10 protein-coding genes are annotated in these 13,092 nt (G+C 38.3%); 1 reads left to right on the top strand and 9 read right to left on the bottom strand.

Annotation, left to right across the window (positions count from 1 at the left end; all coding sequences use genetic code 11):
• Positions 1-30: 30 nt before the first annotated feature.
• From ADG81_RS06870 to ADG81_RS06840, 7 genes are all read right to left on the bottom strand, one after another.
• The gene (locus ADG81_RS06870; protein ID WP_000057476.1) at positions 31-675 is read right to left on the bottom strand and encodes a YesL family protein; all 645 of its coding nucleotides are present in this window, start codon (positions 673-675) and stop codon (positions 31-33) included.
• Between the two features lie 19 nt (positions 676-694).
• Positions 695-1,147, bottom strand: coding sequence for a YhcH/YjgK/YiaL family protein (locus ADG81_RS06865; protein WP_000575452.1), 453 nt, complete (start codon positions 1,145-1,147; stop codon positions 695-697).
• Between the two features lie 172 nt (positions 1,148-1,319).
• Complete coding sequence (locus ADG81_RS06860) at positions 1,320-2,159, bottom strand: carbohydrate ABC transporter permease (RefSeq protein WP_001192117.1); 840 nt, start codon at positions 2,157-2,159, stop codon at positions 1,320-1,322.
• 15 nt (positions 2,160-2,174) lie between these two features.
• Positions 2,175-3,041, bottom strand: a complete 867-nt coding sequence (locus ADG81_RS06855) for a carbohydrate ABC transporter permease (protein ID WP_153193231.1) — start codon at positions 3,039-3,041, stop codon at positions 2,175-2,177.
• A 221-nt stretch (positions 3,042-3,262) separates the two neighbouring features.
• Entirely contained in the window at positions 3,263-4,591 is a 1,329-nt protein-coding gene (locus ADG81_RS06850) for an ABC transporter substrate-binding protein (protein ID WP_033679827.1), read from the bottom strand.
• Between the two features lie 229 nt (positions 4,592-4,820).
• The gene (locus ADG81_RS06845) at positions 4,821-6,338 is read right to left on the bottom strand and encodes a PTS transporter subunit EIIC (RefSeq protein ID WP_000477437.1); all 1,518 of its coding nucleotides are present in this window, start codon (positions 6,336-6,338) and stop codon (positions 4,821-4,823) included.
• A gap of 18 nt (positions 6,339-6,356) precedes the next feature.
• Positions 6,357-7,055, bottom strand: coding sequence for an N-acetylmannosamine-6-phosphate 2-epimerase (locus ADG81_RS06840; protein WP_049551297.1), 699 nt, complete (start codon positions 7,053-7,055; stop codon positions 6,357-6,359).
• Between the two features lie 252 nt (positions 7,056-7,307).
• Here ADG81_RS06840 and ADG81_RS06835 point away from each other — a divergent pair, with 252 nt between their 5' ends.
• Positions 7,308-8,162: a hypothetical protein gene (locus tag ADG81_RS06835; RefSeq protein ID WP_049551296.1), complete on the top strand. Its 855-nt coding sequence runs from the start codon at positions 7,308-7,310 to the stop codon at positions 8,160-8,162.
• A gap of 77 nt (positions 8,163-8,239) precedes the next feature.
• Here the strand turns inward: ADG81_RS06835 and ADG81_RS06830 are convergent, their stop codons facing one another.
• Both ADG81_RS06830 and ADG81_RS06825 read right to left on the bottom strand, forming a co-directional pair.
• Positions 8,240-11,383, bottom strand: coding sequence for an SIALI-17 repeat-containing surface protein (locus ADG81_RS06830; RefSeq protein ID WP_239668527.1), 3,144 nt, complete (start codon positions 11,381-11,383; stop codon positions 8,240-8,242).
• Positions 11,384-11,947: 564 nt separating this feature from the next.
• Positions 11,948-12,928 (bottom strand): acetylxylan esterase, encoded by a 981-nt coding sequence (locus ADG81_RS06825; protein ID WP_049551295.1) that lies wholly within the window; start codon positions 12,926-12,928, stop codon positions 11,948-11,950.
• Positions 12,929-13,092: the final 164 nt, after the last annotated feature.

Below are 13,092 nucleotides of genomic sequence, written 5' to 3'. Positions count from 1 at the left end.
GCTTGAAAGTAGTTTCAGAAACAAGCCATCCTATTGGTATTTTGCGAAAATTTTCTCCATCAATCCAGTCTGGATAAAGACCAAGAGTCCAAACCCAAAAAGTAGGAAGGCTGAGCCACCTAAAAGTAAACTGAAGGCGGACAGATAAAGAACCATCACAATGAGAAAGAGAATAACTAACATGAGAAAGAACCAAGGAAAGTTGAAACTTGCCAAGATAAGTCCTTTTTGTAGCACTTCTTTCCAAGTCAAATCATAGCGCGCAGCTATAGGGTAGCTAGCCAACATCACGATAGTGAGGAAGATAAGAACACCTAGACAAATAGCTTTTACCATTTGGAAAGGCATAGCTGTCTGCCCCCAAAAAAGATAGAGGTCTAAAATACTTAATGAGACGATACCCAACTCAAGCAGACCTAACTGAAGACCTAGTTTCAGATTTTGCTTGAAAGCTCTTAGATAGATTTTAAAGACAGGCACACGTCTACTCTTCTTAATCTCAAACATAGTCTCGTAAAGGCTAATTTTAGCCACTCCAATCGTCACGATGGGCAAACAAGAGACAACAAAAAGAAGATTGGCTGTCACGATATCCAAGACCTTCTCACTAAAACGCATGAGAAAGTTATCTGTATCAAATGCTGCCTTGATAAGGCTTACTCCTTTTTGTGCCATGTCTACTCCTCCTGAGTTTTTAATCAATCAAAATTTTAAAGAGATATTTGCGAACCTTCTCTTCCATACCTGCATAGCCATTTGGCTGGTGTGGTTCTCCTGGGAAGAAAATCGCAAAATTGTGATAACCCAACAAGAGTGGGTAGTGTTCATGACAATGCACAAAGCCAATGTCACTTGCTTCGTCGAATGCTACTGCCTCGTCTTTGATACGTGAACCGTAACTCGAATATTCATGTCCTTCTACCAGTAAATGCAAATCTGCATAGTTCTGATGATGCTCAAATTGATCATTTTCAGCTTGATTGAGGACATTTTCCTGAACAACTAGAAAGACCTTGTCCCCATCAATCTCATACTTTCCTAATTCGAAAGAATCCTTACGGTGCTGATAGAGATAGTCGATAGCCTTGTCTAGATTGGGATGAATTCCTTTGTAAAAGGTGATGTTTTTCAAATCGTCAAAAATCATACTCTTTCCTTCGTTTCTGATAGTTAACTAAAATCATAAATTAAGTTTATAAGTGTCTAACAGAATCTCTAAGGTAAGCAAATACCCAACATTTTGTAGACACTTATAACATCTATATTTCCATAGCATGTCAAGACCACTTCCGCAATCTTGACACACCAGTTTACTTTTCTTAACCTTTGACCGCTCCCATGGTAATACCTTGAGTAAAGGATTTTTGGAAGACTAGGAAGACTGTTACGATTGGCACAGCAGCAAGAGCTGCACCTGCCATGATCAAACCATAGTTGGTTGCCATTTCAGCCTGCATAGTCGCAACACCGAGTGAAATGGTCAAATTATTACGTGAAGTCAGCATTACCAACTGCATGAAGTAGTCGTTCCATGTATTGATGAAGGTAAAGATTGCAAGGGCTGCAAATCCTGGTTTCACAATTGGGAAGGCTACGCTCCAGAAGGTACGAATCTCACCACAACCGTCGATTTTAGCTGATTCAAGCAACTCTGTAGGAATATTCTCACTGAACTGTTTCATGAGGAAGACCCCGAATGGCCATCCAATCAAAGGCAAGATAACTGCCCAGAGAGTATCGTGAATTCCCATGAAGTTGACGATACGTACCAATGGTACAAGGACAACTTGTTTTGGAAGTGCCATAGCAGCAATAAAGATTGCAAAGAGAATACGTTGCCCATAGAAACGTTTTTTAGCCAATACATAACCTGCTAGAGATGAGGTCGCACAGACTAAGAACATGGTTACCAATGAGATAAACACAGAGTTCCACATCCACTGCATAGCAGGGTTTTGCACCATGAGTTGTTGGAAGTTTTCCATGGTTGGCATTTTAGGGAACCATTGTGGTGGAATAACGATGGTATCAGGTTGTGATTTGAAGGCCCCTGTCAAAATCCAGTAGAATGGAAAGATGAACAGCACGGTCAACAAGAGCAAGATAATAGTTGAAATAACAGTGAAAGCTGTTATAGGTTTCTTTTGTGTAGATTGCATAGCTGTCTCCTTTCTTTAATATTCTACGTCATTTCCGAGCGCCTTAAATTGAACAAAGCTTACAATAGCAATCATGACTGCCAAGAAGACACCAATGGTATTAGCATACCCGTATTCGGTCAATTGGAAGGCTTTTTCGTAAAGGTAGTACATCAAGGTACTTGTTGAGTAGTTTGGCCCACCAGATGTTAATAGTTGAATCAAGGCGAAAACTTGAAATGAGTTAATTGTTGTGATGATTGCGATGTAGAGAGTTGTTGGAAGAAGGCTTGGCCATTTAATCTTCCAGAAAACTTGAAATTCAGTTGCACCGTCTACACGAGCCGCTTCAACCAGTGAATTGTCAATATTCCCCATAGCAGCTATGTAGAGGATGATTGGTTGACCAACTGAAGTTGTCAAGAGGATAATCATAATTGCCAGTAATGCCCAGTGTTTATCTCCCAACCAAGAAATATTCTGGCTGATGATATGGCTTGACTTAAGGACAAAGTTTAGAATCCCTGATAATGGGTCATAAATCCATTTCCAAACAACTGTTACGGCAACACTACCTGTTACAACAGGAAGGAAGAAGACGAAACGGTAGAAAGATCTGGCAATAGCATTTTGATGGTAGGTTTGCGACGCCACAAAGAGCGAAAAGAGAACAACAATCGGTACAGATCCAACAACCAAAATAACTGTGTTAATCAAAGACTTCATAAAGACAGGGTCTTTAAACATACGAATGTAGTTGTCCAAACCCACAAACTCAAATTTAGTCATTGAATAGTTAAAGAAACTTGTAATGAATCCCATAATCATAGGAACCAATACAAAGATGACAAAGAAGAATAATACTGGTGCTAAGAAAGCGTAGGAAATCACTGTTTCCCGCATACGAATTTTATTGACTTTCACAGTCGGCACCTCTCTTTCACAAATAGAATATTTTGGATTTTCTTGAACAGTTTTAAAATCAAAATGAAATTTTTTAAGATTCGCTTATGTAAGAACTTCATTTTAATTTCGTGACAGTTTCTGATATTTCAAATAAAATCCTCCCTTTTCTTACATAGATTATGCACAGGGAAAAGGGAGGAGTCAATCTGATTCAGTGCTTATTGTTTTGTAGCTTTTTTAATTGTTTCGTTAGCTTTTTCAGTGAAGGCTTTTAAAGCATCCGCTGGTTTTTGATCGCCATTTGAAACTGATTGCAACATTGGGAACCATAGAGTTCTCATTTCTGCAAAACCATCAATTGTATTGTAGTATGGTGAGTAGTATTTAGTCCAACCACTGATTGTTTCCATACGTTTATCTTCATAAAGTTTTCCAAATGAAGTACGAACTGGGAAGGCACCTGTACGAACAACGTCTTTTGGACCCCATTCTTTGTCATCCGCGATGAATTGAACGAATTTCTTAGATGCTGCAACTTTCTTGTCGTCTTTGTTGTTGAATACTGCAAATCCGTTTACAAGGTATTCAAGAGCTGGTTTACCTGAATCTGATGGGAATGGTACTTCTACCACTTCTACTTTACTTGCTTCCAAGAGTTTCGCTTGGATACCGTTTTGAGCTGGCGCCCAAAGGATTGTGTAAGATGTTTGACCGTTGGCAAAGTTTTGGATATCTGCTCCACCGTCAAATTGTGAACCATTGTTCAACAAACCGTCTTTGATCCAGCTAGCTGCTTTTTCAAGACCTTTGACAAATTTAGGATCATCAGTTGTATATTTTGTTACATCTTTATCTGTTACAGAACCTCCGTAAAGGTTTGAGATGAAGGCACGTGTTCCTTGGTCTCCCCCTTGACCAGAACTGAACAATGAACCTGGTGTGTAGCCTTTGTCTTTAAGCGCTTTCAAAACTTTTTCAAAATCATCAGTTGTCCAACCTTCTTTTACAAGGTTCGCAACTCCAGCATCTTCCAACATTTTCTTGTTCATGGCCATGTAGAATGGTGCTGAACTGATTGGATACATATAAGCTTTGTCTCCAGCTTTACTTGCTTTTACGATGTTTTCATTGTTGACATCTTTAACAAAGTCATCTGTGAAGAGGTCATTCAAGTCAGCCAATTTACCATTTTTACCATATTGGATGATACGTCCTGGTGCGTCAAAAAGTACGTCTGGAGCTGTACCTGCTTCGATAGCTGTAGTAATCTTTTCTGGACCTGACTTAAAGTCGATGGTTTCCAATTTCACTTTTACATCTGGATTTGCTTTTTCAAAGGCTTCGATGATTGACTTTTCATATGTTCCAACACCGTCACCAGTTTTTTCTTGAGTGAAGACTGGGAATGCCCACCAAGTGATTTCTGTTTTTCCGCTATCTCCACCAGATTTTCCAGCATCTTTACTTCCGCCAGAATTTCCACATGCAGCAAGGCCAAGAATCGCAGCACCCGCAAGTACTGTACAAGCTAGTTTTCTAAATTTCATTTGTATTCTCCTAATTGATAAGCGTATCCATATTGGATAATGAGTAAGATTGCATTTGTATACGTTTTCATTTTATCCGACGCATCCACCACTCTCCTCTGTTTTTTATTAAGTCAGTAAGTACTTATACTCTTCGAAAATCTCTTCAAACCATGCCAGCTTCGCCTTGGCGTACTCAAGTATAGCCTGCGCCTAGCTTCCCAGTTTGCTCTTTGATTTTCATTGAGTATTAATCATCTACACCTAAAATTTCATTAATACTATTTTTATATAAGATTGCTTTTGCTCCATATATTGCTTGAATACCACCCTTCACTTCTAAGACATCAACTGCACCAATTTGTTTTAAAAGTGCTTTATCAACTTGATGAACTTCTTTTACAGCTACACGTAAACGTGTCACACAAGCATCTACATCTTCTATATTATTTGATCCACCCAACGCTCTGATAATTTGTAGGCTATCCTGTTTTAAATGATCTGCAGTATTTGAAGTTGAATCTGTGGATTCAGAAATTTCTTTAGAATCTACTTCTTCTCCTCGTCCTGGCGTTAGAACGTTGAATTGAGTAATGAACCATCTAAAAACAATATAATACAGAACACTCCAAATAAGTCCAAATGGAATCTGAAGAACCCAATTCGTTTTAGCGTTCCCCTGCAAAATTCCAAATAAAGTAAAATCGATTACACCTCCTGAGAATGTGTTTCCTATTGAAATATTTAAGACGTCTGCAATAAAGAAGCTGACACCATCAAGGAATGCGTGTACAACATATAGAACCGGACTGACAAATAGAAACATAAATTCAATTGGTTCTGTAATACCGGTAATAAAAGATGTTAAAGCAACTCCAAAAAACAGACCCGCGTATTTTTTACGACGATTTTTAGGAACACTATGGTACATCGCTAAACAGGCAGCCGGTAAACCGAACATCATTGTTGAGAAACGACCTGCAAAAAACCTTGTTCCTTCTGTAAATAATCCAGAATGAGTCGGGTCGGCTAATTGAGCAAAAAATATTTTTTGAGCTCCAACCACTGTTTGTCCTGCAACAGTTTCAACACCACCAAGTTCAGTATACCAAAACATAGGGTAAATCATATGATGTAAGCCTACTGCTCCAGAAAGTCTCATTAAAAATCCATATAGAAAAGTTCCAATTGGACCCGCCTGAGAAATATATCCACCTGTAGAAACAAGAAGTTGTTGAAAAGGTGGCCAAATAACAAAGAAGACAAAGCCAATTAAGATAGAAGAGAACGATGTAACAATAGGAACGAAGCGTGAACCCCCAAAGAATCCTAAAGCGGAAGGTAATTGAATATTGTTATATCGATTGTGCAAATATACGGCAACTATTCCGACAACTAATGCTCCAATAACTCCAGTATCAATTGCAGATCCTTCTGCCATAAAAAGTTTTACCAGAGCTTTAATCGTTGCAGTCATAACTAAGTAACCAGTTACTCCTGCTAGCGCAGCGGTTCCTTTATCTCGTTTCGCTAAGCCAATACATAATCCCACACAGAGAAGTAGTGATAAATTACTGAATACAACCTCTCCTGCAGAGCTCATTACTTGGAATATTGATTGAAAAAAACTATTGTCTAGTATTGGATAAGTTGCTATCGTGGTTGGGTTTGAAAGTGCACCACCAATCCCCAAAAGTAGACCTGCTGCAGGAAGTATAGCTATAGGTAACATAAAAGCTTTTCCAACTTTTTGTAAAACTTTAAACATAAAATTCCCCCTTACATCTTATTTGAGACCAGCAACAAAGCGTTCTGTAATCTCTTTTGGTCTAGTAATAGCGCCACCAACAACGATGCCTCGCACTCCGTATCCCTGGATTTGTTTGGCTTGTTCTGGTGTATGGATTTTCCCTTCTGCAATGACATCTACACCAGCATCACAGAGTTTTTTGATTAATTCAAAATCGGGACCATCCACTTTTGGACTGTAAGATGTGTATCCAGATAAAGTTGTTCCGACAAAGTCAATCCCTGCTTCAACGGCTGCCAATCCTTCCTCGAAAGTACTTGTATCAGCCATCAAGAGCTGATGAGGATATTTCTCCTTAACCTGACGAATGAACTCTTGAATCTCCAAACCATCGTAGCGTTCACGCTTGGTACAATCCAGAGCAATCACCTCGATGTCCAGTTCTGCCAATTCATCAACTTCTTTCATGGTAGCCGTGATGAAGGGTTCTTGTGGCGGATAATCTCGTTTGATAATCCCGATAATCGGAAGTTTTGTAACCTCCTTGATTTCCTTGATATCACGAACACTGTTTGCTCGGATACCGACTGCTCCACCTTGCTCAGCCGCTTTGACCAGCAAGGGAATGACTCCTCCCGCTTCTGTATAAAGCGGTTCGTGAGGAAGGGCCTGACAAGAAACGATGATTCCATCTTTGATTTGTTCAATCAAGGCTTCTTTAGTAATCTGTGGCATCCTCTTTCCTCCTTTTCTTTGTTCTTATGAGGTCATTATATACCATTTGTTAAGCGCTTTCAATACTTTGTCATAGAATAGATTTCAGTTTCAAAAGTATTTTATAGAACAGCTGTTTCTGAAAGTAGTTTCAGAGAATTACGATTCCAATATTCTATAGAAATTTATTGTATCTATTAATCTGTTGAGTAGACCTATCTTTTTAAAAAGTGTATAATAAAAAACAAATATAATGATTGGATGCGACTGCTAATGGACGAACTAAAAAAGGTTATTACAGATTTAATTGGCAAAGATACTCTAAGTTCTTTCCTTCAACAATTTCCTAACTATTTTCCAATTATACAAAATAATCCCTATTTTTCAAATATAACTACAGGATTAATTATCAATACTATTTGGCAAGCTTTTCAATATAAAAATAATGATTTTAAGATTAATGATGTTATTTTAGAGGAAAAACACGTTCAGAAAAAAGACATAAAAGCTTCAATACCTCTAAGAAATTATTCATCACTTTCGAAGGGGAATCATACTTTTCCATATTTCGCTTTCTCAGAAATAGGTAATCTTCAATTTACTATAAATCAAAACACAAAATTGAAAAGTGTGAAATTAATTTATTCAATAGATGACCAACTTGAAAAGATTGATAATATTGAAAATTTGACTAATGTACTTAAATTTGAAAAATTAAAGCAAAAAAGTAGAAAAAATGAAAAAATTTTTCATTCTGATTGCCCATTAGTATTCTCTTCTGAAAATAAATTTCGATTTAAAAATTTTCTTGTTTGTGTAGACACAGGAAAAAAAGGTTATGATTGCTTTATCATCCAAACATTCCAAGCTGCACTATTTGAGTATTTCGTATTATGTGAAATCAATTCCAATTTAGAATTTGAAAATTTCAAAATTATTTTTCCTACGTATTCATTAAAAAATAGATTTAAAATGCAACATAGAATTATACGGTTAGATAATTTGGATTCACTAGTAGATGATTTTATCATTGATGGTAATTCATATAAAACTGGTGTACATACGCTTCATTTTAAAAATTTTGTAAAATTTTTTTACGATGCATATAACTTTCAACAATGTGACTAATTTAAAAAGAGGTAAGGTTATTTTATTCCCATTACCTCTTTCTATTTTTACAAAGCCAAATGATTAAAATTATTCTCTTATTCTTCTCTCTTTTTCCCCATTGCAAACAATCCAAGGAAGAAACCTATTAGTCCTAGGGAGGTAAGGACTACATTCTCCTTCTCCCCTGTACCAGGAAGTATCTGCTGAGCAAGAGTTACAGGAGAATCTGCTCCCTTATATTCTGCAAATTCATGTACAGCTACATCGGCTACATTCGTACCAACTTTGTACCTAGGGATTTCATGAACTGCTGTCTCCGCACCATTCACGCCACCTCTAAAATCTGGCTTAGCTACTGTAGGGGCTGGAGAATCTCCTAATGTGGATAGAACACCGCTGTACTCTGGAACTTCTGTAACAAGTGATTCGTCTCCGTTCACTCCGCCTGTAAAGGCATACTGTTCAACTGTTGGAGCCAATTCTTCTCCTGAGCTTGATAATGTATCACCCATATACTCTGGCTTAGCTACTGTAGGAGCTGGAGAATCTCCTAATGTAGATAGAACACCGCTATACTCTGGAACTTCTGTAACAAGTGAGTCGCCTCCATTCACTCCGCCTGTGAAGCTCTGTTTTTCAACTTTTGGGGCCGATTCTTCTGCTATTGCTAATGAACCCTTATACTCTGGGATTTCTAGTATCGGAGATTCACCTCCATTCACGCCACCTCTATACTCTGGCTTAGCTACTGTAGGAGCTGGAGAATCACCTAATGTAGATATAACACCACTATACTCTGGAACTTCTGTAACAAGTGAGTCGCCTCCATTCACTCCGCCTGTGAAGTCTGAAATGTGATGAACCTCAGCATCTGCTCCATTGACCCCGCCTCTAAACTCTGGCTTAGCTACTGTAGGAGCTGGAAAGTCTCCTAATGTGGATAGAACACCGCTATACTCTGGAACTTCTGTAACAAGAGATTCGCTTCCATTCACTCCGCCTGTGAAGTCTGGCTTATCTACTGTAGGAGCTGCAAAGTCACCAGATGTACCTAAAATACCAGAATCTTCTTTTCCACTATCTTTTTTTGGATCTAATTTCCCAGCTAAATCCTTATCCGAATCCTTCTTAGAAGGTTCCACTTCTTTATCTTCCACATAGACAGGATCTTTTGGTTGACCCTCAATATAAGAACGAACCCAATCCAGCTGCTCTTTTGATAAGACTAAACCACCACTGCGGCTTCCTACAACACCATTTTGGTGAACTCCAATTAAAGCACCTTTATCATTATAAAGACCACCACCAGACGCTCCAGGTTTCGTACCTCCATAGCTAATTCCCTCTATTCCAGAACCGAAGTCTGTAGTTCCTACTACTTTGCTATCTAAAACTGGACTTAGCTTGTTATCTGGAAAACCATAGACCGAAACTGAATTCCCCTCTACAACTTTTGAAGATTGTTTTACAACCTCTACAGGAGTTACTTCTTTTACTGCTTCTTTTAACCGAACCAAAGCTAAGTCATTTTTAAATCCAAATACTGAATCTTTCTTATTCCAATAAACAATATCATCATCTGAAAAATTCACAGATAACCCATTCGGTACGGTTGCTTTATACACCGTATTGGTGCGACCAGATTTAGTAATTACTTCAGAACCTTTAACTGTTAAGAAATTATGAGCGACTGTTAATACCAAATTTGGTGCAATTAAAGTACCTGACCCCGACCCATCTGGCGTTTGAATGTGCATTGTAGCATAGAAATTTTCTGGACCATTCGGAGCTTGTAATACCTCTTTACTAGGCACAGGTAAGTTCGATTTACCACTCAAATCAACCTTACCAACTTCAGTTCTTGCAAAATCCGAAGAAGACGTAGATGGAGGAGTTACCGAATCTACTACCGCTCTTATAATTGTATCACCCAAAGCTAACTTACTTACATATTCATCAGACCAACTTGTATCACTTGCTAATTTGTTAATTGGCACTCCGTTATAGGATACTACTTTAGCTGTTGGGGAAGTTGCTATTAACTGTTTGAAGTCTGGATTTTGTCTTAAATGAAAATTCAAACCACTTCCAACAGGACCTTCCTGAACAACCTTATCTGAAATCAAGCGAGTTCCTTTAGTATCTTCCACTCGAAGTAAAACACGACCTTTTTCTTCACCTTTTACTAAAGTAGCTCGACCTTTTTCATCAAAACTATACAAAGCACCATCAATCTCAGACTCTACATCTTTTAAAGCTATATGATTTTCATCATAGTAGTAACGGTTTGCACCATCTATATACCAACCCTTTATACCATATTTATCAATCATAGAACGAATCCAAGCTCTGTGCTTTTCCGTAAAGATAGTACCACCGCCAATACGCTCACTCTCAGGAGCGTTTGAAGTATTTGTTCCGTGCTGGTGGATACCGACTACCTCTCCCTTATCATTAAACAAAGGAGCACCTGAAAAACCTCCTAAAGCTGAGGAATGATAAGTGACTGCACCATTATCTTTATTGATACTGCTCACAGTTGTTGAGACTGAATAAGCCTTACCGTCTTTCAATCGAGCTTTATTTTCTTTACTTAAATTTGGAGTAGAAAAATCATTGGGATATCCGACCATAGTGATTTTATCACCAGTAGAAACCTCTTTATCACTCAACTCTCTTGGAGAGTCCTCACCACCTGTCATAGCTTCTACAGGCTTTTTAGTTACCACTACTGCTAAGTCGTTGCTATAGTCTTTACCAAAGTCTTTACCGTTATACAAGTGAATAGAGTCTTTTTCAAGAGACTCGGATACCCCTGATATGGGTACTTTGTTACTCTTCTCTGTTTCTGAGTTCATCACAACATAACTACGAGCAGACTCTCCACCACGTAAGACCGCAGACTTGTCTTCTTGATTTTTATCATAGTAATTATGAGCTACTGTCACCATGACATTTGGCGCTACAAAGACACCACTACCAGAAGCCGTTTGTTTTCCACTTGTTCCGCTATCATAAGTGGTGTAAGTCATAGCAACACCTTCTGCAGATTTACTATGAACATCCACATCTTTTATATCGTTACCACCCTGAATAACATCAGCAGCAACGACTTCACCACCAATAACTGGTAAGTCTGGTGCAGCTAATCCAATCACCGCTGATAGTGTCAAACAACCAACCAAACCATAAGCTTTAGATTTACGAAATTTCCCTAAACCCTTTAAACATACAAACATGCATTACCTCACTTTAACTTTCAAAGTTAATTTATCCAAGTATATTCTAAAAAATAAAATATTACAGTTTCCATTAGCATAACATTCTCTACTTTGATTCTTACAATAAAAATAGCTATAGATTATTTTGTTCCTTTACAAATGCTCCTTAAGTACTGTATCTCCAGGAATATAGTTTTTACAAGATATTATCCTAATGAGAAAATTATCTTATACATAAACTTATATATAAATGTTCATTTGTAGCGAAACTGTATATTTTCTTATAAATTATAACACATTTCACAGACGCTTTCCAATGTATTGAAATAGCTTATACCAAACTAGATAGCAAAATGAATTGTTTTACACCAAGGTCAAGAAAAAAACTCATACTCAATAAAAATCAAAAAGCAAACTAGGAAGCTAGCCGCAGGCTACTCAAGACACTGTTTTGAGATTGCAGATAAAGCTGACGTGGTTTGAAGAGATTTTCGAAGAGTATGAATTTCAAAGTATATATGAACTAGAATATTTGCTGACTAGACTCTGTACAAAAAGAGAGCTACTGGGCTCTCTCATTCATTACTTCACATACTTAAAAGGAATCTCACTGCCACAGAGCCAATTGTAGACTTGGTCGTTGACAAAAACATTCATAGTTTCATGAGCATACTCTGGCATGATACGATAGGCCTTATCGCAAGTCAGACGATTGTAAATCGCAAACTGGGTAATAGGGTAGCAAACATCATCGTCCAAGCCCGTAATCATCTTAACCTTACCCTTGATACGATGGGCAAGATTTTTCACATCGATATAAGCAAGGGTCGCCATGATGTCTTCCTCAGTTTCATGGAAGGGATCGTGAAACTTGAAATATCGAAAAAGTTCGTCATAAGCTTCACTGGTATTGCCAATCTCAAGCACTCGTCTGAAGTCTGACAAGAAAGGATAGATGGCAACAGTTTTCTCAATTTGAGGATTGAGCGCCGCCGCAACCAAGGCTAGAGCCCCTCCTTGTGAGGCACCATAGCTAGAAAGACGCTTCTCATCAACCTGAGGCAGACTAGCAATAATTTCAACCAATTGGTAAATGTCCAAATAAACATCCTTATAAAAGAGATGCTCCCGACCTTCCACAGCCCCACGAATAATATGTCCCTTAACCGTATTTCCTAGAGGAGAACGCAAACCGTCTTGCGAATAACCTGACTGGCCCCGAACGTCCATGGAGACAACACCGTAACCAGACACTGTATAGGCCAGCATGTCGGCCCAGTCCCAGCCACGTCCCATATAACCATGGAAATGGAAGATTAGCGGAACCTTCTCCTCAGTCTTTGGAAGAACGACGCGCGCATAAACCTTTCCCTCATTCGTTCCTTCAAATGTTAACTCACAGCACTTGACTTGAGGAATGTGGAAATCTCTTTCCTCTAACTGGTAGGCTGGAAGAGTTGAAACTTTTTTCACTTCCTCATCCCAGAAAATATCAAAGTCTTCTGGCACCTCATCCCTGCCTTTATAGGTCTTGATTTCTTCTAACAAAGCTGGATTTTTCATAGTATGCTCCTTTTATTTTGTAATCGCTATCACAACTGTAGCATATCTGAGAAATCAATGCAAGAAAGAAGGGTAATACTCTTCGAAAATCTCTTCAAACCACGTCAGCTTCGCCTTGCCGTATATATATGTTACTGACTTCGTCAGTTCTATCTGCAACCTCA

The organism is Streptococcus pseudopneumoniae, assembly GCF_001070815.1.
Taxonomy (GTDB): Bacteria; Bacillota; Bacilli; order Lactobacillales; family Streptococcaceae; genus Streptococcus; species Streptococcus pseudopneumoniae_P.
Note: the sequence above shows the minus strand (reverse complement) of the source record. Positions and strands in the feature narration are given on the sequence as shown.

Coding starts and splice junctions, on each gene's coding strand:
- ADG81_RS06870 (WP_000057476.1), bottom strand. CDS start 675: ATGGCACAAAAAGGAGTAAGCCTTATCAAGGCAGCATTTGATACAGAT.
- ADG81_RS06865 (WP_000575452.1), bottom strand. CDS start 1,147: ATGATTTTTGACGATTTGAAAAACATCACCTTTTACAAAGGAATTCAT.
- ADG81_RS06860 (WP_001192117.1), bottom strand. CDS start 2,159: ATGCAATCTACACAAAAGAAACCTATAACAGCTTTCACTGTTATTTCA.
- ADG81_RS06855 (WP_153193231.1), bottom strand. CDS start 3,041: ATGCGGGAAACAGTGATTTCCTACGCTTTCTTAGCACCAGTATTATTC.
- ADG81_RS06850 (WP_033679827.1), bottom strand. CDS start 4,591: ATGAAATTTAGAAAACTAGCTTGTACAGTACTTGCGGGTGCTGCGATT.
- ADG81_RS06845 (WP_000477437.1), bottom strand. CDS start 6,338: ATGTTTAAAGTTTTACAAAAAGTTGGAAAAGCTTTTATGTTACCTATA.
- ADG81_RS06840 (WP_049551297.1), bottom strand. CDS start 7,055: ATGCCACAGATTACTAAAGAAGCCTTGATTGAACAAATCAAAGATGGA.
- ADG81_RS06835 (WP_049551296.1), top strand. CDS start 7,308: ATGGACGAACTAAAAAAGGTTATTACAGATTTAATTGGCAAAGATACT.
- ADG81_RS06830 (WP_239668527.1), bottom strand. CDS start 11,383: ATGTTTGTATGTTTAAAGGGTTTAGGGAAATTTCGTAAATCTAAAGCT.
- ADG81_RS06825 (WP_049551295.1), bottom strand. CDS start 12,928: ATGAAAAATCCAGCTTTGTTAGAAGAAATCAAGACCTATAAAGGCAGG.